The organism is Pseudogracilibacillus sp. SO10305 (genome assembly GCF_037072005.1).
Taxonomy (GTDB): domain Bacteria; phylum Bacillota; class Bacilli; order Bacillales; family Amphibacillaceae; genus Pseudogracilibacillus; species Pseudogracilibacillus intestinigallinarum.
Genome location: NZ_JAXHDE010000011.1, coordinates 79,746 through 102,440 on the forward strand (window position 1 = coordinate 79,746; position 22,695 = coordinate 102,440).

Consider the following 22,695-nt stretch of genomic DNA (forward strand, 5'->3'; position numbering starts at 1 on the left):
GCATCAAATCATACAGAGAGGAGATTTAAAGTGACATTAAAAAATCAAAAAGCATTAGAAACGATGACAGAAAAACATAGTGATGTGGAAGAAATAAAAATTCAAAGTAATTATTTACGTGGAACATTAGTCGAGTCATTTGCAGATTCATTAACTGCAAGTATTCCAGAAGAAGATAATCGTTTAATGAAGTTCCATGGGAGTTATATGCAAGATGACCGTGATCTTCGATTAGAAAGACAGAAACAAAAGCTAGAACCAGCTTATCAGTTCATGATTCGCGTTCGTGCGGCAGGAGGGGTTGTCACTCCGGAACAATATATTGCGATGGATGATATCGCACACCAATATGGCAACAAAACATTACGTTTAACGACAAGGCAAGCATTTCAATTATATGGCATTGTCAAATGGGACATGAAAAAAACGATGCAAGCGATCAATGATACATTATTATCAACGTTAGCTGCTTGTGGGGACGTCAATCGAAATGTCATGTGTAATCCGAACCCTTATCAATCAGATGTACATGAAGAAGTTTATGAATGGGCAATGAAGATAAGCAAACATTTGGAACCACAAACAAATGCATACCATGAAATTTGGTTAGATGGGGAAAAGGTGGTGGACCATCAACAGACAGAGGAGCAGGAGGAACCGATATATAAAGATATTTATTTGCCGCGAAAATTTAAAATTGGTATTGCCGTACCACCTTCCAATGATGTCGATGTCTATTCTCAAGATATAGGTTTTATCGCAATTATAGAGGAAGGGAAATTTATCGGTTTTAATATAGCAGTCGGTGGTGGAATGGGCATGACACATGGGGATGAACATACATATCCCCAAGTTGGTCGAATAATTGGATTTTGTACACCGGAAAAAACAGTCGATGTGGCAGAAAAATTAGTTACGATTCAACGTGATTTCGGTAACCGTTCTATTCGAAAATATGCTCGGTTTAAATATACGATTGATGCAAGAGGAGTCGATTGGTTAAAAGAGACATTACACGAACGATTAGGATATGAGTTGTCTGCTCCAAAAGATTTTCATTTTGATCATAATGGTGATCGTTACGGTTGGGTAAAAGGATCGAATGGAAAATGGCATATGACGATTTTTATCCAAAATGGAAGAATTAAAGATACAGATCAATATTTATTAATGACGGGATTACGAGAAATAGCTAAAGTGCATACAGGTGATTTTCGCCTTACACCGAATCAAAACTTAATTATTGGAAATGTAACAGAGCAGAAAAAGGAACAAATTGATCGCTTATTACGTATATATAATATTTCTAGAGGAGAGAATGCGTCAGCCATTCGTCGTAATTCGATTGCTTGTGTCGCTTTTCCTACTTGTGGATTAGCGATGGCAGAATCGGAAAGATATTTACCTAGTTTAATTGATAAAATTGAAATATTATTAGAAGAAGCGGGATTAGAAGAACAAGAAATGACGATTCGAATGTCCGGCTGCCCGAATGGATGCTCACGAGCAGCGTTAGCAGAAATAGGATTCATTGGTAAAGCACCAGGAAAATATAATTTACATTTAGGTGGAAGTTTTAACGGAGATCGCTTAAGTGTAATATATAAAGAAAATATTGGAGAAGAAGAAATATTAGCTACCTTACAACCGATTATTAACCATTATGCAAAAGAAAAATTAGCAAACGAATATTTCGGAGATTTTGTCGTACGAGAAGGATATGTACCAGCAGTGTATAATGGATTACAATTTCATGAAAATAGATGATATGAGTAGGAAAACATGTGAAAACATGGTATGATATTCCCTATATATAAGTAAACGGGTGCGAATAATAGGTAAAGGGGGAATGATTGTGAAAAATGATATTGAAAGTGAGGCGCAATTATCCAAAAAGATATTTGACATGCTAAAAACTATATCATTTGGCACCATTACAATCATCGTTCAAGATGGAAAAATTATTCAGCTTGAAAAAAATGAAAAAATAAGACTTAAATAATCATTTGCTGACTAGAAAACTAGAGGCGACAGTTTGGAAGAAGAGAGGTTCTTTCCTGCTGTCGTCTTTTTTCATTTGAAAGGGGTGTAATATCATGGGTGCAACATTGTCTTATGAACATTGGGAAGATTCCATTGCCACACAATTAAATGAACAATTTCATGAATCGTTGGATGTGTTGAAATGGGCATATAACACATACGAAAAAAGCGACATCGTATATGCTTGTAGTTTTGGCGCAGAAGGAATCGTATTAATCGATTTAATTAGTAAAGTAGCAAAAGATGCAACGATCGTCTTTTTAGATACTGGATTACATTTTGATGAAACTTATCAGTTAATTAAGCAAGTAAAAGAAAGTTATCCGACATTAAATATCCAACTTAAACAACCTAAGTTATCAGTGGAAGAGCAGGAAGCCCAATATGGAGCGGCATTATGGGAGAAAGATCCAAATCAATGTTGTCATATACGTAAGGTAGAACCGATGCATGCAGTGTTAACAGATGTGCGTGCGTGGATTTCTGGATTGCGACGCGAACAATCACAGTCTAGAAGAAATACAAACTATATTAATAAAGATGATACTTTTCAAGCGATTAAAGTTTGTCCACTCATTCATTGGACGTGGAAGGAAATATGGCAATATATTTTATTGCATAAATTGGACTACAATATTTTGCATGATAAAGGTTATCCAAGCATCGGATGTGAAAAATGTACTTTACCTGTATCTGATGAATCTAATAGTCGTTCAGGTAGGTGGGCACAATTTCAAAAGACGGAGTGTGGATTACATTCCTCTTCGTAAAGAGAGTTAGGGATATATTATGGTAATAATCATAGCGGTTTTCATTGCATTATTATTTGCGATGAATATAGGTGGCAGTGGTGCGGCAGCATCGATGGGAATCGTATATGGAACAGGTGCGATTCGCTCTAAAAGACGGACATTAATTATTTGTAGCATCGCTATATTTTTAGGAGCGGCATTTGGTAGCCGAAAAGTGATTGAAACAGTCGGAACTGGGCTCATCGACGTCCAACTATTAAATGCAACATCTGTTGTCATCATTTTAGGGAGTGCTTGTACATCCTTATTCATTGCAAATATGATTGGTATTCCATTATCGACAAGTGAAGTGACAGTTGGGGCAGTCATTGGTCTTGGCTTTGTATATAAAAGTATTTACGTGGAGTCTGTTTTATATATTGTTCTATGGTGGATGATTACACCGTTGCTAGCATTTTTAATCGTTTATGGAGCCATTTTATTTTATAAAAAAGTAAGGATAAAATTCCCTCAACCATTTCGTATAAAAAAACAGTATATCGTCCTATTTGTTATTATAGCTGGTTTCTTAGAAGCATTGGCAGCAGGTATGAACAATGTCGCAAACGCAGTCGGACCACTCGTCGGTGCAGCGATGATTCCAAGTTCGATTGCAATGGGAGTAGGAGGGTTGTTTATAGCCATCGGTGCCATCGTATTCGGAGGAAAAGTGCTTGATACGAACGGGAAAAAGATAACGAAAATCTCTATCCATGATGGGCTAATCGTTTCATTGACAAGTGCATGTATTACGATTATCGCTTCGATCTGTGGCATACCAATCCCAATGACACAAGTAACGACGTCTGCCATCGTCGGTGTCGGTGTCGCAAATGAAGGAAAAGTAATTTTTCAGCAACCAATTTTTAAAAGAATTATGATTGTTTGGGTCGCCTCTCCATTAATATCTTTTTTTATCGCTTATTATATGGTACAAATTTTTGTCGAACAGGATATGTTATCTATCTTGTTAATGACGGTTTTCCTATTGTTTGTTGTTACAGTATGGAAAATGAGAACGAGTATATGGAAGAAGGAAATAAATAAAAGGAGTGTTTAATATGACAGGAAATTTACCACATGGCGGTACATTAATACAACGAGTGCATATAACCGCTGAAAATACGACTACAAAAAACATTGAATTAGATGCGATTGCTTTAAGTGATTTAGAATTAATTGCTAACGGGACATATAGTCCTCTAACAGGATTTGTGTCAAAACGTGATTATCATTCTGTTTTAGATAATATTCGTTTAGCAAATGGGGAAGTATGGAGTATTCCGATTACTTTGCCTGTTACGGATAATATTGCGACATCTTTAAAAATCGGAGAAAAGGTCGGGTTAAAAAATAATGGACAATTGTACGGATATATTGAAATAACTGAAATATATGGAGCAGATAAAGAGAAAGAAGCTAAACATGTATATGGAACATTAGATGAACAACATCCAGGGGTGAAAAAATTATTAGAACGTCCAAATAATTATATAGCTGGTCCTATTACATTAACAAAATTTCCAGAACGGGAATTTTCCCATTATCATTACACCCCGAAAGAAACTAGAAAACATTTTGAGGCACTTGGTTGGGAAACAATTGTCGGTTTCCAAACGCGTAATCCTGTACATCGTGCACATGAATACATCCAAAAAGTTGCACTGGAAACAGTCGATGGGTTATTTTTAAATCCTTTAATAGGAGAAACGAAAGCAGACGATATTCCTGCATCCATTCGGATGAAAAGCTATGAAACTTTGTTGGAAAACTATTATCCAAAAAATAGAGTGTTTTTAGGGGTGTTTTCTGCGGCAATGCGTTATGCAGGACCACGTGAGGCGATTTTTCATGCGATTGTACGGAAAAACTTCGGTTGCACGCATTTTATTGTTGGACGTGATCATGCTGGAGTCGGAGATTATTATGGCACATATGAAGCACAGCATCTAATAGCTCAATTTGAAGCAGAGTTAGGGATTACGATTTTAAAGTTTGAAAATAGTTTTTATTGCACTGCTTGCGGCAATATGGGGACGACAAAAACGTGTGCACATGATAGTTCGCACCATCTTTTGTTATCAGGAACAAAGGTGCGTGAAATGTTGCGAAATGGAGAACATCCACCGAAAGAATTTAGTCGATCTGAAGTAATCGACGTGCTTATAAAAGGATTTAGAGAAAAGAAAAAGGTGTCAGGAGGAACTAGCAAATGAGTACACATATTGTATGGCATGATTTAACAGTAACGAAACAAGAGAGGTACGCATTAAAAGGACATAAAGGTGCTGTTATTTGGCTAACTGGTTTATCAGGGTCTGGAAAATCAACTATTGCAAATGCTGTAGATTACCAATTACATGGGCAATCTATCCATAGTTATGTATTAGATGGCGATAATATTCGTCACGGTTTAAATGCCAATCTAGGTTTTTCAAATGAGGACCGTAAAGAAAATATTAGACGGATTGGGGAAGTAGCGAAACTATTTGCTGAAAGTGGGCAAATCGTGATGACAGCTTTTATTTCTCCATTTATAGAAGATAGAGAGATAGCTCGTCAGTTATTTGAAGCAGATGAATTTATTGAAGTATATGTGAAGTGCCCAATAGAAACATGTGAGGCGCGTGATCCGAAGGGATTGTACAGAAAGGCTCGTGAAGGGATCATTCCTGAATTTACAGGTATTAGTTCCCCATATGAAGCCCCAACACAACCGGAAATAACGATCGAAACAGACGTGTTAAATATTGAGGAAGCGGCAGCGAAAATTATTCAATATTTACGTACACATCATTTTATTCAATAAATAGGAGGCATTTTGTATGGGGAAAGGAAAAGTGTATATTGTCGGTGCAGGTCCTGGAGACGCAGAACTGATTACAATAAAAGGGAAACGTGCTATCGAAGAAGCAGATATTATTTTTTATGATCGATTAGTTAATAAGCAATTACTCACATATGCAAAACAACAAGCAACTTTTATTTATGCAGGAAAAAAACCAAATTATCATGCGATTAAACAAGACGCATTAAATGAATTACTCGTAAATCATGCAAAACGTGGGAAAGTTGTTACACGTTTAAAAGGTGGTGATCCTTTTATATATGGCCGTGGTGGGGAAGAAGCATTAGTACTTGCTCAACATCAAATACCATTTGAAATTGTTCCAGGTATTACAGCGGGTATTGCAGCACCAGCATATGCTGGCATTCCTGTTACACATCGGAATGTTAGTAATAGTTTTACCGTGATGACTGGTCATGACGAACAAATAGAAAAAATGAACTGGAGTCAATATGCACAATCGAACCATACACTCGTTATTTATATGGGGATGAAAAACCTTCAACGAATCGTCGAACAATTATTATTAGCAGGTCAAAACTCTAACATGCCAATAGCGGTTATTCAATGGGGTACGACAGACACACAACGGACAGTTTCTAGCACATTAGCACATATTTTATCCCATCCTGAAACGAAGGAGTTATCTAATCCAGCAATTATCGTTATTGGAGAAGTTGTTCGATTACAGCAGCACTTACAATGGTTTACAACATCGCAGTATGAGGATCCACTATTAGAATTACATGTAAAGTGAGGGATTGACTTGCAAGCTATTTTATATGTAGCACATGGTACGAGATCACAAGCAGGAGTCACGGAAGCAAAAAACTTTATTTCATATTATATGAAGCATGTTCCAGTGCCGATTCAAGTAATGAGTTTTATTGATTTTGTTTTTCCCGCAGTACATGAAGGGATCGACCTTTGTGTAGCAAAAGGGGCAAAAAACATTGCAATCGTGCCATTATTGCTTTTAGAAGCAGGTCATGCAAAAAATGACCTACCAAAAATGATAAAAGAAGCAAAAAAGAAATATCCACATATAACATTCACATATAGCCCTCCTTTTGGTGTGCATGATTATATGGTAGATGCTATTATTGATCGTTTACAAGAACACGGACCGATGAAACAAGATGCTTCAATTTTGCTGATTGCTCGTGGAAGTTCTGATGTAAGTATTTTAAAAGATTTACAACACATTATAGAAAAATTAAAAGCGAAAATATATGTTCGGAAAATTAGTGTATGTTATTTAGCGGCACAGACACCTACCTTACAAGTAGGACTGGATCAGCATATAACATATGGTGCGAAACATATTTATGTTGTACCATATTTACTATTTACTGGTTTGTTAATGCAACATATAGAAGAGACTGTCGATGTAATGCAAAGAGAAAACCAAGCGTACGATGTTCATTTATGCACACAAATTGGAAAAAGCGAGGCTATTACACCTTATATGTATGAACGCATTCAGCAAGTGACAAAAGACCGGAGTATATCAGATGGCGTACTATCCTATATGGATTAATTTTAGTGCGAGAAAAATACTCGTCGTTGGTGGTGGAAAAATAGCCGAACGAAAAGTGACGTCATTTGTAGGTTTAGGTGCCAATATCGAGCTTATTAGTCCACAGATTACAGCACGTTTAAACCAATTTGTGGTGCAAGGGGAAGTACAATGGAGAGAAAGGCAATATGAGAACGGGGATGAAAAAGAAGCGTTTTATGTCATTGCGGCAACAAATGATCGCCAACTAAATGAAAAAATTGTGCAATCTTGTGCACCATATCAATTAACATTAAATGTATCAGACCATACGGCAAGTAATACGATGATGGCAGCAATGATAAAAACAGAGCAAATCCAAGTAGCGGTAAGTACGAACGGAAAACAACCAATATTGGCAAAGAAAGTACGAGATGACATACGTACATTTCTTAAAGAAGGAGAATAAGTATGTCAGAATGAAAAAAAAGAAAGTGCTAATAAAAATAAATATGATGTGCGACATAATAGGGTAAGTTTTTAAGAGAAGTCATAGATATGCCTCGTGTTGGAGTTATAGTATGTATAGGATATAGTAGCTAGTACACTTTCGGATGGATAAGGGGCGGTTTGTATTTTGGAATTATATATGTGGAGAAGCGCAGGAATAGGTTTATTCAGCTCTACAATATTTGGTGTTGGTGGAAAATAATTCACTGGCACCTTTTTTATGCATAAAAATAGAAAACAAGTGAATTTCCCTTTAGAATGAAAGTCGTCGAAAACCTAATCCAGGAGGGAAATCACTTGTCTCATCCTAATGATATAAAATTACTGCTTGATATACATGATAAGAACATCGAAGTCGAGGAAAATGCTGTAGAATTAAGATCATATCAAGGAAGAATGGCTAAGTTCATTACAGCTAAATTTGACGTAAACACTAAATACCGTTGACCAATCGTTATACTTTCATTACATGAAGACAAGCATTAAGACATTGAAAAACATATATCGTATATCAAACATAGCTTGATGTATTCATACAATAACGGTCGTATCGAAGAGATTAATAACAAAATAAAGGTATGGAATCGCGTTGCATATGGATATCGAAACTTTCATAATTTTAAAAAGAGAATCATTTTACACTTTAAATGGAGATCATTCATACAAAGTAAAAAATCTTCCTCCCCTGCAGTTTAACCTACAAAGGAAGAGGAAACTAGCATGAAAACAACCAGATGAAACGTAGGAAATGTACGTAGACTCCTGCGTGAAAAAAAGGCCTAGATAAGACAAGGGAAGGCAAAGCCTGAGCTTGGCTTAGCAGCCGCACGCGGAAAGCGGAGTACATTTCCGAAGTGACATATTCACGCTATTCTTATTGACTCCACACAATTACATATTAGTTGACTTTAAGAGGGTCACCGACACCATTTGACAAAGAGCCGTTTATTCCGGCGCTGCTCTGTTTTCGTCATACAATTGTAGCATCTCTCTTGCGTGTTCTAGTGGAATATGCGGTAAAAACACTATGTTATCTTTACATTTTATATGAATCGAGGCAACTCGTAATTTCTTTTGAAAAAATGTTTGTGTCATATAAAGTTCATCGATTTTTGTGAAGGACAATGTAACAGTATGCCTTTTCAAGAGTGCCGTTTGATATATGATTTCCTTTGCTGTAAAGGTATAGGCGATACTTCTGAAAGAAAGATAGCGGCTGAAAAAGATTAAACATAGAATAATGATTGGAATCATCCACCACTCTGGAATGAAATAAAAGATGAAAAATATCGTAAACACGAGTACATAACTAGGTTGTATCCATTGGATAAATAGCGCTTTTAAAGACAATCGATATAGTTTTTTGGTTGTTTTCATTTTTTCTCACCTTAAATGACATCATGAATAGATGGTATAATATATAGTAGACCCATTTTAACAAGATTTATGTATGATAGATAGAGGAAGAGAGGGATTGTCGTGAAAAAGTCATGGATCATGCTCAGTTGTGTATTTTTGTTAATAAGTTGTGGAAAAGATAGTGGCGAAGAGGAGAAGAAAGAAACGATTATCGATCAAAGTGTTGAACAGACGCAAAACGAATTTGCTTGGGAATTATTTGAAGAAGTTTCAGAAGAAGAGGATGGAAATATATTCGTTTCGCCATATAGTGTGTTTATTGCATTAGCGATGACAGTAAATGGTGCAGAAGCGGAAACGAAAGAGGAAATGATGCAAGCACTAGGTATGGATAACTTTTCCTTGCAACAACTAAATGAGGACAATGAACGGTTGATGGAGTCGTTAGAAAAAGCGACAGAGAAAATAACATTGCAATCGGCTAACGCAATTTGGTTGAATGATTTGTATACATTGGAAAAAAATTTTCAACATCATGTAAAAACATATTACTCTGCGAACGTAGAGGAAGTGGATATAACAGATGCTGCAACGGCGGACCTAATCAATACGTGGGTGAAAGAGCAAACGAATGAAAAAATTGAAGAAATAGTAGAGGCACCACTAGATGAACAATTGGTCTTGATGTTAACCAATGCGGTTTATTTTGATGGTGATTGGCAATATGAATTTGCAGAAGAATGGACAGTTGATGCCCCTTTTTACGGAAAGGAAGAAACAGAAGTGGCGATGATGAGTTTAGAAGAAGATTTATCCTATAAAGAGGAAGAATCGTTCGAAATGGTGCAACTTCCATATGGAGAAGGGGAAATGAGTATGTATGTCCTTTTACCAAAGGAAGGAACGACCTTACAAGAAGTACAAGATGGACTAAGTTATGAGTCATTTTCTTCCGTACGTAAAGAGATGAAACCGAAAAAGGGAACGGTGGAATTACCTAAATTTTCATTAACCGAGGAGTATGAATTAAACGATGCACTTATTCGATTGGGAATGGAAAAGGCATTTGACCATGAACACGCAAACTTTTCGAATATGACGACATCTGATGACCCGTTATGGATTGATTTTGTACAACATAAAACATTTTTAGAAGTAAACGAGCAAGGAACGGAAGCTGCTGCTGTAACAAATGTTGGGATTAAAACGATGTCAGCGGAGGATAGTGATACATTTTATATGCAAATGAATCGACCGTTTCAATTTTTCATAATGGAGGAGGAAACGGAAGCAATTTTATTTATAGGTGAAATACAATCATTAGCAAAATAGGGTATGAATAACCATTCATTTTATGGTAAGATGCATATAAGGGTTTGTGGAATGAATGGGGTGGAGAGATGCTATTAAAAACAAATGCCAAAAGGGAAACGATTGGACAGGTGAGATTCATCCATAATTTCGTGTCATTAGGTCCTGTTCGCTTAAATGTGATCGTCTATGAAGTGGATGGTGTATTAATTGATACCGGGTCGATAAAAGTCATCCGTTTTTTACAACCGTTTTTTGAAGAAGTTCAAGCAGAACAAGTCGTTATTACGCATTCTCATGAAGATCACACAGGTGGAGCAGCATTTATTCAACAAAAATATGGGATACCGATATATATGAACGAAAAATCGATTGCACATTGTAAGGAAAAAGCGACATACCCACTATATAGAAAAGTATTTTGGGGTAAACGCCCACCTTTTGAAGCGAAACCAATCGATGATACATTTACGTCCCGAACAGCTCATTGGCAAGTGATCCATACACCTGGACATGCTGCTGATCATCTATCATTTTTAAATGAGCAAACAGGTCAATTATTTTCTGGTGATCTGTATGTACATCCTGAAACAAAAGTTATTTTGCAAGAAGAAAGCATTCCGACGATTATTCAGTCGATCAAACGAATTTTGCAATATGATTTTAAGGAAATGTTCTGTTGTCATGCTGGTTATGTAGCAAATGGTCGAGAAGCATTTGAACAAAAGTTGCGGTATTTAGAAAATTTACAAGGGAAAGTGTTAACATTACATGAAAAAGGGAGTAGTGTAAAAGAGATCCAACAACGCATTTTCACAAAAAGTTATCCGATTACAAAGTTATCCTTAGGTGAATGGGATAGCAAGCATATTATTACATCTATTATTCAAGATGCAAAAAGAGGTTAAGACATAAGGAATGTAAAACATGCCACACGAATCATCAACGTTATAGAAATATGCTCTCCTTCTAGTGAACAGGGCGGTTAAGAATCTCAGTTAGATTCATCTATTCGTATCAATGTAAAAGTGGGTGCTTAGCATATTTCTTCTGTTTAACTTTATGAGTGATGTATGTTTCCAATTTGTTGTACGTTACGTCTTAACCTCTAATTTAATATGTTTTATTGTTTATCAAGCAAGTCTTTTAAAGAGAAATCAACTTCTTTATTTGTAGATTCTTCATAGCCTTGCATATATTTAATACGACGTTGTGCAGAAGCTGCTGATACTTGTTCATCCGCATGGTAAGAAGAACGAACAAGTGGGCCAGATTTACAATGTTTAAATCCTTTTGCCAATGCAATTTCTTCTAATTCCTTAAACTCATCAGGGTGATAATATCTTTCTACATCTAAATGATTCTTTGTCGGTTGTAAATATTGTCCAATCGTTAAAATATCTACATTATGTGCAAGTAGGTCATCCATTGCTTCTAAAATTTCTTCTTTTGTTTCACCAAGACCAACCATCATACTTGACTTAGTCGGTGTATCAGGAGCGATTTCTTTCACACGTTTTAATAATTCTAACGAACGATCGTATTTTGCAATAGCACGTACACGTTTCGTTAAGCGACGAACTGTTTCAATATTATGGTTGAAAATGTCTGGTCCAGATGACATTAACTCATGCAAACTTTCATAATCACCTTTCATATCTGAAGGTAAAATTTCAATCGTCGTTCCAGGATTCTTTTTTCGTACTTGTCGAACTGTTTCAGCAAATACAGCTGCCCCACCATCTTTTAAGTCATCACGCGCTACAGCCGTAATAACAACGTGTTTTAAGCCCATCACTTTTACAGAATCGGCAACACGTTCAGGCTCACCCCAGTCTAATTCATTCGGTAATCCTGTTTTAACAGCACAGAAACGACAACCACGTGTACAAGTATCTCCTAGAATCATAAAGGTAGCTGTCTGTCTTTCACTCCAACATTCATGTAAATTCGGACAGCGTGCTTCTTCACAAACTGTATTTAAGCGTTTTTCACGCATTAATTTTTTTAATCCTTTGTATGAATCTGAAGTGTTAATTTTGATTTTTAACCATTCTGGTTTACGCAAATATTGTTGCTCTTTCGCCATGATTAAATGCTCCTCATCGATTTTTTAAGTTTGAAATTCCATTCATCCGTACGGTATTTAGTTTCGACTAAATGTTCCACATATTTCCACTGATCTTCATTTAATTGAAATGTTTCAGTTTGAATATTCAATGCATGTTCAAATCCTTGTAAAAATGCATCGCGCATCATCTCATATGTATGCGTTTTTCCGGTAATGTCATTTATGCTTGTCGCCTTATGTTTAAAAGCTTGCTTTTGACGCTCTTTTACCTTTTCGTTTGGGTAATTAAAGAGATCAAACAACATATCAAGATCAAAACTCATTGGGATGGAACCGTGTTGTAGCAATACACCGTTTTTTCTCGTTTGTGCATTTCCAGATATTTTTTTCCCGTCCACTAACATTTCATAAATGGCTGGTTGTTCGAAACAAACATCAGACCGCTGACGTTTCGCCTCTTCCTCTGGTACAGCAAATTCCGCATTGACACCTAATAGTTGGTAGCCTTCCAATAATCCTTTGGATAAAACATAATATGCTTCATTAATAGAACTAGGAATTTTTGGATGTTCTTCACTAACGATAATACTATATGTAATTTCATCGTCATGTAAAACTGCACTTCCGCCTGTTAGACGACGAACAAAATCACACCCGTGTTTCTTTACGGCATCGAAATCAATTGCTTTTTCAGCTTTTTGAAAATGACCTAATGTTAAACTAGGATTTTTCCAACCGTAAAAGCGTAGAGTCGGTTGAATGATACCTTCTGCATGGAATTGAAGTAATGCTTCATCAATTGCCATATTTGTTGCGGCATCATGATAACCAGTATCTAATATGTACCACTTTTCTTGCAAAAAATCACCCCGTTTGAAGATATTGACTATTTGTATTAACAATTGAGTATAATAAGAATTTTTTATCAAACTATTTCTATTTTAGTATATTATAGACTAAAAAACAAAAGAATGAATTAACTCTAAAGAATCTGAAAAAATAGTTACTAATAGGAACGTATTTGTGGATAAAACCTTATTTTATCGTGCTTATGGGGATAAAATGTATATTTATCCACAAAACCATTAGTTTATCCACAGCATTTCATACACAACGAAAAACATTGAACTTATCATGTTTCTTTAATCTGTCCACAAACTTGTGCATAACCCTGTTGATAACTGTGGAAAATAGAAATATCATTCATAGAAATGAGCGTGACGATTGTACGAAATGTGCAAAAACAGATGAGCTTTTATTAGATTAAAAGAATTGTGTTAACACAGATTACTATATAAAAATTGACTTAGTTCAAGCTGAAATACGAAAATGTACGCGATAAAACAAAAGAAATGTACGAGCACTTCTCTAGGGGACAAAGCCTAAAATAGGCATCGTTGTTTCCTTGTAAGAAGTGCAAGTACATTTCTAAAGTGTTCGTATAAAATAAATGGTTCGTATTTCGAATATCTTTTCTAACTATTATTCTAAACTTAATAATGAATTAAGCAACATCACTTTCTTGTCTCGTTTCATATTTACGTTTGAACATAACGACGAAATAAGAAATAGTTAATCCGACAAATAATGCAGTAAAGCCTAATAAAATTCCTGCATTTTGCCACATAACAGAGAATTCTCCACTTGAAATAACTGCTTTGAACCCTGCTACGGAGTATGTCATCGGTAGTAATAAGTTAATTGGCTGTAACATTTTTGGAATTAATTCTAATGGGAATGTTCCCGCGCTTGTTGTTAATTGTAAAATTAAAATGATGATCGCAATGAAACGACCAGGATCTTCTAAACAAGTAACAAAGAATTGAATTAAAGTAATAAATGTTAAGCTCGTAATAATCGCGAATAATAAGAATAATGGTACGCTTTGTACTTCTAATTTTAACCCGATTAATAAAATACCACTCGCAATTAATGCTTGTAGCACACCGACTATAGCTAATACAGAGAATTTAGTAAGGAACCAATGGAAACCATTTCTTGGGGTAGATGCTGGTTCACGTAATGGATATACGATAGATAATAATAATGCTCCGACAAATAATCCTAATGATAAGAAGTAAGGAGCAAACCCTGTTCCATAATTTGGTACTTCATTGATTTTATTGTTTTTTACATCCACAGGAGTTGCCATCATATTATACGTTTTTTCATCTGTGTCGATGTCATTTGCTTCTTTGGCTGCATCGTTCATTTCATCTTTAAATTCAGTTGTTCCGTCGACAAGTTCATCCATACCATCGACAAGTTCATCTGAACCTTCAGCAAGTTGCTCTGTTCCATCTGCTAATTGGAAAGAACCATCTTCTAATTGACGTAATCCACCAAGTAAAGTATTCGTACCAGCTACTAAATCAGCAACACCATCATTGGCTTCACCGAATTTGCTTGAGAATTCGCCCATGTTTTTGACGTATTCATTTTGTCCTGCAGCAAGTTGGTTGGACCCAGCTTGTAATTCAGAGGCACCTTCAGATAATGCTCCGACTCCTTCTGCTAAAGCCTTTTGACCGTCATTAACTGCTTTTACGCCACCTTTAAGTTCGTTAAACGCTGGATCGACAGCTGTTTTTAGTTCTGTTTCTAAATTTTTTGTCGCACCAGTTAATCCTTTGTTTACTTCCGTAGAGTATTGTGTGAAACCATCTTCAATACCAGCAATTAAATCATCAATGACATCTAATTCTGCCATTTTACTATCAATTTTCGGTTTGATTTTCTCCGCAATTTCTTCTTGGGAAGGCATTTTTTGTTGTATGCTAGCATTTACTTGCTCATCAATACTGTTTACGACCTCTTCTGGTGAAGGAGGTTGGTTCTTAATGATTGTTATAACATCAGTAACAAGATCTTCATCAACATCTTTTTCTATTAACATTTTTGCAATCGCATCTGCTTGAGCGGTTTGTGCATTGATCATCTCGTTGGCAATCATTTGAGAGATTTCTATCGTCTCGATACTTCCACCAAGTTCCGCTAACACACCTTCAGCGATTGTGTCACTAATTGCTTGTGAGTCGATTGATCCTACTCCATCTTTAATTCCAGATGTAATGCCATTTTCGAGTTCTTTTAATCCTTCATTCATTGCTTTTGTACTAGCATTTAATTTTGTGTTAATTTCTTTTGCTATTTCTTTCGGTAATTCTTTTTGCATTTTATTTACGCCTGCTTGTAATTCCTCTGTCCCACTAATTAATGAAGGGATGTTCGCATCTAATTGGCCAATCCCATCTTTAGCGGTTTTCACTCCAGCGGCGAGATCTGCAGTTCCTTGTTCCACCTCTTTAGAGGCACTAAATAAAGCATTGGAGCCTTCACCTAGTTGGTTCATTCCATCTTTTAATGTGTTCGTACCATCTGCTAATTCTGCTCCACCGTCAGCTGCAGTTTCCATCCCATCTGTAAATTCGATCGTTTTTTCAGCAAGCACATGTAAATTATCCATTATGGTTGTAGATCCATCTTGTAACTTTTCGGCACCTTCATGTAATTCTTCTGTTGCATCACTTGCTTCATCTAAACCTTCAGCGACTTCATCAATTTTTTCAAAGATTGTTTCAGCATATGTTTCCGTAACCTTTTCCTGTAAAGCTTCTTTTATTTGTAACATAGCTGTTTCTCCAATTTGGGAAGCGAGGAAGTTATAACTTTCGTTCGGAATATAGCGTATATTTAATTTTTTCGGTTCATCGTCCATTAATGTTGTTGCATTTTTAGAAAAATCTGTTGGGATTTCAATTAAAATATAATATTCTTCATCATTTAACCCACGATGTCCTTCCGCCTTATCGACGACGTGGAAATTAAATGTCCCATCATCTTCTAAATTTTCGATGAGTTCCTTACCAAGTTCTAAAGTTTCCCCATCTTCGACTGCCCCTTCATCTTCATTGACGACAGCAATTGGTAAATCATCTAAATGGTCATATGGGTCCCAAAACGCCCATAAAAACATACCGGCATACAATATTGGTACGGCAATTACTGCAACTACCGCAATAAGTAATTTATGTTCCTTAAAAAGTTGTGCAAATTCATTTATAATTCCTTTCACGCACAAGCCCTCCTAAATAATTAATAATAAATGACTGAATTAACCATCCGGTCATTTTGCTATAAAAATAAATGACCGAAACGACCATATAGTCATTTGATGTCAAAATGATGGATCACCTCATTTTATGTAAGAGATAATCCTTTAAAAATATACAAATCAAATAAATTCGCTATTTCCTCTTCGTTAAGTGGTTCTCTTTGTTTTTCCCAATCAAAAATTAGTGCAACATATAGTTTTAATAAGACGAATGCTGTAATTTCTGGGTCGCATTTTTTTATGGCGCCATTTTCAATTGCTCGAACAATTTTTTCCTGAATAAAGCAAAGAATGGACTGTTCGACTTTGCGCATCATTTCTTGCACAACCGGTGTTCCAATATCTCTTTCTTCTTGGAAAAGTTTAATCGTTAATTGGTGTTCCATGCGGTATTCCAACATTTTATAAATAGCATGATGTACATTTTCTTGGAAAGGTTTATTCGATTTAATTACTAAAGAAGCTTCATGCTCCATATCTGAAATTAATGTCGTAATAATTTGATCGAATAATTCCTCTTTGTTTTTAAAGAAATTATAAATTGTACCTTTACCGACATTTGCTAATTTAGCAACTTGATCCATCGTTGTCGCTTTATACCCATATAAAGAGAACGATTTTGTAGCAGCTTCTAGAATTTGTGTTCGGCGATCGATTGCTCTCTACTCCTTTTTTTACATATAATTGACCGAATGAACGAATTAGTCATTTGTGACATAAAGTAATATAACATAAGAAAAAGTGAAATGCAATACATGAGAGAAAATAATACTTATTTGAAAATTAGAAATAATTGATAATTAATTGTTGGAAGCGTTATAATGTTTTTTAATAGGAAGGGAGAGATTGCAGTGCCAATAAATATACCTGAAGGCTTACCAGCGCGAAAAAGACTAAAACAAGAGAAAATTTTCGTGATGGATGAGGATCGTGCACGTACACAAGATATTCGACCATTAAATATCGTTATTTTAAATTTAATGCCAGAAAAAGAGAAAACAGAATTACAATTATTACGTTTATTAGGAAACACCCCGTTACAAGTAAATATTACATTTTTACATACAGCGACACATATTTCAAAAAATGTAAGCAAATCTCATTTAGATACTTTTTATTCCACATTTACAGATATAAAGGATAAACGGTTTGATGGGATGATTATTACTGGTGCACCAATTGAACATTTACAATTTGAAGATGTTAATTATTGGGAAGAACTAGTTGACATTATGGAATGGACGAAAACAAATGTCGTATCCGTATTCCATATATGTTGGGGAGCTCAAGCTGCCCTTTATCATCATTACGGCATTGATAAGTATGAATTACCGAAAAAATGTTCAGGTATTTTCCAACATAAAGTATTAGATCCGACTGTAAAATTAGTACAAGGGTTTGAAGATGTATTTAATGCACCACATTCTCGGTATACAGCAAATGCTATAGAACAAATAGAAAAGCATCCAGATTTACAAATTTTGGCCGTGTCAGAGGATGCAGGATTATTTTTAATTAAATCAAAAGATAGTAAACATATTATGGTGACAGGACATTTAGAATATGATGCAACAACTTTACGTGATGAATATGAGCGAGATGTTGCGAAAGGATTAGCTGTCGATATGCCTGAAAATTACTTCCCGAATAATGATTCTGCTAGGGAGCCATTAAATACGTGGCGTGCACATACACATTTACTTTTTTCTAACTGGTTAAACTATTATGTTTACCAAGAAACACCTTTTACATGGGTAAACGAATAAAAAGTTTATTTTTACGGTTTTAACTTTTTCATATAGGGTAAATATATAATATAAAGAGGAAAGGTTGATGAAAAAATGAGTATGGAAAAATTAATTGAAGGTTTAAACTTAGACTTATCCCATGAGTATGGAGCAGCGATTCAGTATACGTATAGCGCATCCGTTGTATCTGGATTATATCGTTCTGCATTAAAGCCATTTTTTGAAGAAGAAATTACAGATGAATTAGGACATGCATTATACTTATCAGAAAAAATTAAATCATTAGGTGGAACACCGACAACAAAAGCTGCAGAGGTTCCACAGCCAACAGAGGTAAAAGATTTATTAGAAGCCGTTTTACAAGCGGAGTCAGACACTGTCGTTCGTTATGAACAACGTAAAAAACAAGCGGAAGAATTAGGTTTAACAGAATTAGTTGTGCAGTTAGAAGATATGATTGCAGATGAAACACGTCATAAAGAAGAAGTTGAACGTTTACTAATGGACCCGCGCTTTAACGAGTAATTCGTGTGGGACATGTTTTTGTGTAATTGAAGGGAGTGGTAATGTTTATGAAAAATATATAAACATTACCGCTCTTTTATTGTGCAACATAAAAGGGAAAAATCTATTTATTTTTAATCATATTTAGTTATAATAAAGCATGCGAAATAGTTGACGTACGTTGATACCTCTAATATAATTAATATGAATTCGAGGTAATTAATAGGGAGTGATGAAAATGAAAGAATCGAAGGAACTTTCTTTAAAGTTATTTGTTGTATTGAGTCGAGCGATAGAAGCAGTAGAGAAAGCTGTAGCAAAAGACGCAAAGAGATACAACTTAAACTTAACCGAATTTGGTGTTCTGGAATTTTTATTCCACAAAGGGGAACAACCTATCCAAATTATCGGTAAAAAAGTATTACTTGCAAGTAGTAGTATTACGTATGTCGTTGATAAATTAGAAAAGAAAGAATTGATTGAAAGGGTTGCCTGTCCGAAAGATCGTCGTGTCACATATGCTCGTCTAACAGATAAAGGAAAAACATTAATGGAAGAAATTTTTCCATTACATGAAGAAGCGATGGCACATATTTTTTCTGAATTATCCAATGATGAAAAAGCCGAAGCGATTCGTTTAGTAAAGAAAATTGGATTGTTTGCAGAAACAATCTAATTTTTCCTCGCCTACTTATCTCTAATTCGATTAATATGAAACAATATAAAGGGAGATTGAATTATTTATGTCACAAACAAAATTAACAATCGTTTATTATAGCCAAACTGGTACAAACTATCAAATGGCCAAATGGGCAGAAGAAGGGGCAAAAGAATTGGGTGCGGACGTACGTGTTGTGAAAACACCTGAACTGGCACCTCAAACAGTAATTGATGGAAAAACTGAATGGAAGGCACATGTTGAGGCTACGAAAGATGTACCAGAAGTGACTTCAGATGATATAGAGTGGGCAGATGCTATAATCTTTAGTACTCCAACACGTTTTGGAGCGATGGCAGCACAAATGAAGCAATTTTTAGATACTCAAGGTGGATTATGGGCAACTGGAAAAACAGTTAATAAAGTGGTTAGTGCAATGGCTTCAGCTGGAAACGCACATGGTGGTCAAGAAGCGACGATTTTATCGTTATACACTTCCATGTTCCACTGGGGAGCAATTGTTGCAGCACCAGGATATGCTGATCCATCAATGTTTACATCAGGTGGGAACCCATATGGGGTAAGTGTAACGGTTGATGGAGAAGGTAATATGGTGGAAGACGTGGAAGCGGCAGTGAAATATCAAGCGAAACGTACAGTAGAAATAGCATCAAAATTACAATAATGATTTGGTTGAAGTATAGACGTATCGTGCAGGTCGTCTTTACTTCAGCCTTTTTTTATAGGAGGGTGAGCAATGATTTCGATTGATCCAAAAGACCGAACAGAAAGAGAAAATTATAAATTGCTTATTGGTAGTGTCACACCGAGGCCGATTGCATTTGTAACGACAGAAAACCGTTATACAAATGAAGTAAATGGTGCTCCATTTAGTTTTTTTAATATCGTTTCATCTGCACCACCGATGATTTCTGTGGCCGTACAGCGTAAAAACGGGGAAATGAAAGACACTGCATATCATATTCAAGCTGAAAAGGAATTTGTTGTCCATGTCGTTGATGAAGACAATGTGGAAAAGGTAAATAAAACAGCCGCAAATTTACCGCGACAAGAAAGTGAAATTACACATGCAGGATTTCAATTAATTAATAGTGATCTCATTCAAACACGTGGTATCAAAGAGGCAAAAATTCGTTTTGAATGTAAATTATTTGATCTATTAACTTTTGAAAATGAAGGGAAACCGGCAACAGATTTCATTATTGGAGAAGTTGTTCGTTTCCATATTGATGAGTCGATTTATAATGATGGAAAGATTATGTACGAACCATTACGTGCGGTAAGTAGGCTTGCAGGAAATGATTATGCCACAATTGGTGATATTATGACGATTGAAAGGCCCGATTAAAAGTTTGGACATGCGTCCTATAAAGTACGCATGTCCAAACCTTTTTATGCATTGAAAACCACTGGCTGTGCCGGGGTTTCCGGGTAGCCTTTAGCATATGCTCCTATCATGATAAAGTTCGAAGTTGCAAGAATACGACTCGAAGTTGCAAGAATACGACCCAAAGTTGCAAGAATACGACTCGAAGTTGCAAGAATACGACTTGAAGTTGCAAGAATGCGACCCGAAGTTGCAAGAATACGACCCGAAGTTGCAAGAATGCGACTCGAAGTTGCAAGAATGCGACTCGAAGTTGCAAGAATGCGACCCGAAGTTGCAAGAATGCGACCCGAAGTTGCAAGAATACGACCCAAAGTTGCAAGAATACGACTCGAAGTTGCAAGAATACGACCCGAAGTTGCAAGAATGCGACCCGAAGTTGCAAGAATACGACCCAAAGTTGCAAGAATACGGCTCAAAGTTGCAAGAATACGACCCGAAGTTGCAAGAATGCGGCCCGAAGTTGCAAGAATGCGGCCCGAAGTTGCAAGAATACGACCCAAAGTTGCAAGAATACGACTCGAAGTTGCAAGAATACGACCCAAAGTTGCAATAATACGGCTCAAAGTTGCAAGAATACGGCCCGAAGTTGCATAAATAAAACTCTAACCTTGTGGGGTCACTACCACACAGATGGTTTTGATTTATAAGGTTACTTTTGCTTTTCTGTTTAAAATTATAATTATCGCAATGACGATAAACATAATAATTGCACATGCTAAAAATGGTAAGCCAGCCGTTTCAGCAAACACTCCAGATACAGATGAACCTGCAACAACCCCTAGAGAGAAAAAGGCGTAGAACACCCCATAAGCTTTTCCACGGTCTACTTTTGTAGAAGCGTCCGCAATAATTTTATTCATCGATGGGAAAATAAATGCAAAGCCTAACCCATAAATGACCATGGCAATAAAGTTACTCATAAATGTTGCCATCACACTTAAAATGATCATTCCAACACCGATAAGTCCTAATCCTGTTGCAATTAAATGCACGGGCGAAAATTTATCGTAAATAAAATTTAAAGGAGTTAAGAAGACAATCAATGCCATAATGCCAAATGTACTTAATAACATGCCGGTCGTCTCTGTTGAAAGTTTCATTAGTTCTACGTTCAATGGTAAAGCGAAAGCTAATGTTCCGTTACTAATCATTAAACCAAAAGCAGATACAGAGGATAAAATAATCATAGGATGTTTGATAAGTGGGATAAATTCTTTGAAATTAAACTTCCCACGGTCTGTTGCTACATATGATTCCTTTACGAAAAAGAGTACGATAAGCGATGTAATAAGGAAAAGAACAGCTACTAATAGAAATACTGCTTCAATAGATGCTCTTGCTGCAAGCACCCCTCCGACAGCAGGGCCGACAATCGCTGCGATCCCAATTCCTGCACCAGTAAATGCCATTTTCTTCCCGCGATTTTCTCCACCACTATGGTCACCAATATAGGCAAAAGCCGCTGGAATTAAAACTCCGCCTGCTAATCCATGGAAGAATCTTGCAATAAATAATTGCCAACCGTTTTGTGAAAGTGGATATAAAAATAGCACAACAGATACGGCAACCATCCCTGTAAATAACATCTTTTTTCTTCCGAATTTGTCAATCCAATGTCCACCAATGATATTACCTATCATATTCGTAAATGAATAAACAGCCACAATCGCCCCTGCCAATATATAAGAAGCATCTAATTCTATTGCATAAGGTGTAATAATTGGTAATTGAATGAATGTATCTAAAAATGCCACGATAATAATAATGTACATAATTCTGTTCAAAATGCATCCCTACCTTCCAGTATATATTATACCTAATTTCTACAT

24 protein-coding genes are annotated in these 22,695 nt (G+C 36.0%); 18 read left to right on the forward strand and 6 right to left on the reverse strand.

Annotated elements, in window-relative coordinates; genetic code table 11:
• The first annotated feature begins 30 nt into the window (after positions 1–30).
• The 10 genes from cysI to SPD45_RS10010 all read left to right on the forward strand — a co-directional run bounded on the left by cysI (position 31) and on the right by SPD45_RS10010 (position 8,386).
• Positions 31–1,767, forward strand: coding sequence for an assimilatory sulfite reductase (NADPH) hemoprotein subunit (gene cysI, locus SPD45_RS09965; RefSeq protein ID WP_336267588.1), 1,737 nt, complete (start codon positions 31–33; stop codon positions 1,765–1,767).
• Positions 1,768–1,867: 100 nt separating this feature from the next.
• The gene (locus tag SPD45_RS09970) at positions 1,868–2,002 is read left to right on the forward strand and encodes a YezD family protein (RefSeq protein ID WP_442962014.1); all 135 of its coding nucleotides are present in this window, start codon (positions 1,868–1,870) and stop codon (positions 2,000–2,002) included.
• Positions 2,003–2,096: 94 nt separating this feature from the next.
• Entirely contained in the window at positions 2,097–2,813 is a 717-nt protein-coding gene (locus tag SPD45_RS09975; protein ID WP_336267590.1) for a phosphoadenylyl-sulfate reductase, read from the forward strand.
• 19 nt (positions 2,814–2,832) lie between these two features.
• Entirely contained in the window at positions 2,833–3,894 is a 1,062-nt protein-coding gene (locus SPD45_RS09980; RefSeq protein ID WP_336267591.1) for an inorganic phosphate transporter, read from the forward strand.
• Position 3,895: 1 nt separating this feature from the next.
• Positions 3,896–5,050 (forward strand): sulfate adenylyltransferase, encoded by a 1,155-nt coding sequence (sat, locus tag SPD45_RS09985; RefSeq protein WP_336267592.1) that lies wholly within the window; start codon positions 3,896–3,898, stop codon positions 5,048–5,050.
• Positions 5,047–5,643 (forward strand): adenylyl-sulfate kinase, encoded by a 597-nt coding sequence (gene cysC, locus SPD45_RS09990; RefSeq protein ID WP_336267593.1) that lies wholly within the window; start codon positions 5,047–5,049, stop codon positions 5,641–5,643. The genes sat and cysC overlap by 4 nt, the downstream gene beginning before the upstream one ends.
• Before the next feature lie 16 nt (positions 5,644–5,659).
• Complete coding sequence (cobA, locus tag SPD45_RS09995) at positions 5,660–6,439, forward strand: uroporphyrinogen-III C-methyltransferase (RefSeq protein ID WP_336267594.1); 780 nt, start codon at positions 5,660–5,662, stop codon at positions 6,437–6,439.
• 9 nt (positions 6,440–6,448) lie between these two features.
• The gene (locus SPD45_RS10000) at positions 6,449–7,222 is read left to right on the forward strand and encodes a sirohydrochlorin chelatase (protein ID WP_336267596.1); all 774 of its coding nucleotides are present in this window, start codon (positions 6,449–6,451) and stop codon (positions 7,220–7,222) included.
• On the forward strand, positions 7,197–7,649 hold the full coding sequence (locus SPD45_RS10005; protein ID WP_336267597.1) for a precorrin-2 dehydrogenase/sirohydrochlorin ferrochelatase family protein: 453 nt from the start codon (positions 7,197–7,199) through the stop codon (positions 7,647–7,649). Before SPD45_RS10000 ends, SPD45_RS10005 begins: the two co-directional genes overlap by 26 nt.
• 566 nt (positions 7,650–8,215) lie before the next feature.
• The gene (locus SPD45_RS10010; RefSeq protein ID WP_336267619.1) at positions 8,216–8,386 is read left to right on the forward strand and encodes a transposase; all 171 of its coding nucleotides are present in this window, start codon (positions 8,216–8,218) and stop codon (positions 8,384–8,386) included.
• 249 nt (positions 8,387–8,635) lie between these two features.
• Here SPD45_RS10010 and SPD45_RS10015 read toward each other — a convergent pair whose 3' ends face one another.
• Positions 8,636–9,067, reverse strand: coding sequence for a PH domain-containing protein (locus SPD45_RS10015; protein ID WP_336267598.1), 432 nt, complete (start codon positions 9,065–9,067; stop codon positions 8,636–8,638).
• A gap of 102 nt (positions 9,068–9,169) precedes the next feature.
• Between SPD45_RS10015 and SPD45_RS10020 the strand changes: the two genes are divergently transcribed.
• Together SPD45_RS10020 and SPD45_RS10025 are read left to right on the forward strand one after the other, a co-directional pair.
• Entirely contained in the window at positions 9,170–10,381 is a 1,212-nt protein-coding gene (locus SPD45_RS10020; RefSeq protein WP_336267599.1) for a serpin family protein, read from the forward strand.
• A gap of 68 nt (positions 10,382–10,449) precedes the next feature.
• Entirely contained in the window at positions 10,450–11,268 is an 819-nt protein-coding gene (locus SPD45_RS10025; RefSeq protein WP_336267600.1) for an MBL fold metallo-hydrolase, read from the forward strand.
• Positions 11,269–11,483: 215 nt separating this feature from the next.
• Here the strand turns inward: SPD45_RS10025 and lipA are convergent, their stop codons facing one another.
• The 4 genes from lipA to SPD45_RS10045 all read right to left on the reverse strand — a co-directional run bounded on the left by lipA (position 11,484) and on the right by SPD45_RS10045 (position 17,201).
• A complete protein-coding gene (gene lipA, locus SPD45_RS10030; RefSeq protein WP_336267601.1) occupies positions 11,484–12,449 on the reverse strand; it encodes a lipoyl synthase in 966 nt (321 codons plus the stop codon).
• Between the two features lie 2 nt (positions 12,450–12,451).
• Positions 12,452–13,291: a lipoate--protein ligase family protein gene (locus SPD45_RS10035; RefSeq protein ID WP_442962012.1), complete on the reverse strand. Its 840-nt coding sequence runs from the start codon at positions 13,289–13,291 to the stop codon at positions 12,452–12,454.
• 644 nt (positions 13,292–13,935) lie between these two features.
• Positions 13,936–16,506 (reverse strand): YhgE/Pip domain-containing protein, encoded by a 2,571-nt coding sequence (locus SPD45_RS10040; RefSeq protein WP_336267602.1) that lies wholly within the window; start codon positions 16,504–16,506, stop codon positions 13,936–13,938.
• A 125-nt stretch (positions 16,507–16,631) separates the two neighbouring features.
• On the reverse strand, positions 16,632–17,201 hold the full coding sequence (locus tag SPD45_RS10045; RefSeq protein WP_336267621.1) for a TetR/AcrR family transcriptional regulator: 570 nt from the start codon (positions 17,199–17,201) through the stop codon (positions 16,632–16,634).
• Between the two features lie 195 nt (positions 17,202–17,396).
• On the opposite strand from SPD45_RS10045, the gene metA reads away from it, so the two are divergent.
• The 6 genes from metA to SPD45_RS10075 all read left to right on the forward strand — a co-directional run bounded on the left by metA (position 17,397) and on the right by SPD45_RS10075 (position 21,419).
• Positions 17,397–18,311: a homoserine O-acetyltransferase MetA gene (gene metA, locus SPD45_RS10050; protein ID WP_336267603.1), complete on the forward strand. Its 915-nt coding sequence runs from the start codon at positions 17,397–17,399 to the stop codon at positions 18,309–18,311.
• 75 nt (positions 18,312–18,386) lie between these two features.
• Complete coding sequence (locus SPD45_RS10055) at positions 18,387–18,818, forward strand: ferritin-like domain-containing protein (protein ID WP_336267604.1); 432 nt, start codon at positions 18,387–18,389, stop codon at positions 18,816–18,818.
• Positions 18,819–19,029: 211 nt separating this feature from the next.
• Positions 19,030–19,473, forward strand: a complete 444-nt coding sequence (locus SPD45_RS10060; RefSeq protein ID WP_442962013.1) for a MarR family winged helix-turn-helix transcriptional regulator — start codon at positions 19,030–19,032, stop codon at positions 19,471–19,473.
• A gap of 67 nt (positions 19,474–19,540) precedes the next feature.
• Positions 19,541–20,140 carry an NAD(P)H:quinone oxidoreductase gene (wrbA, locus tag SPD45_RS10065; RefSeq protein WP_336267606.1) on the forward strand — a complete coding sequence of 200 codons (600 nt, stop codon included), beginning with the start codon at positions 19,541–19,543 and terminating at the stop codon, positions 20,138–20,140.
• Positions 20,141–20,212: 72 nt separating this feature from the next.
• The gene (locus SPD45_RS10070) at positions 20,213–20,824 is read left to right on the forward strand and encodes a flavin reductase family protein (RefSeq protein WP_336267607.1); all 612 of its coding nucleotides are present in this window, start codon (positions 20,213–20,215) and stop codon (positions 20,822–20,824) included.
• 124 nt (positions 20,825–20,948) lie between these two features.
• Positions 20,949–21,419, forward strand: a complete 471-nt coding sequence (locus tag SPD45_RS10075; RefSeq protein ID WP_336267608.1) for a hypothetical protein — start codon at positions 20,949–20,951, stop codon at positions 21,417–21,419.
• Positions 21,420–21,507: 88 nt separating this feature from the next.
• On the opposite strand, the gene SPD45_RS10080 is transcribed toward SPD45_RS10075, so the two are convergent.
• Positions 21,508–22,650, reverse strand: a complete 1,143-nt coding sequence (locus tag SPD45_RS10080; RefSeq protein WP_336267609.1) for an MFS transporter — start codon at positions 22,648–22,650, stop codon at positions 21,508–21,510.
• Positions 22,651–22,695 lie beyond the last annotated feature (45 nt).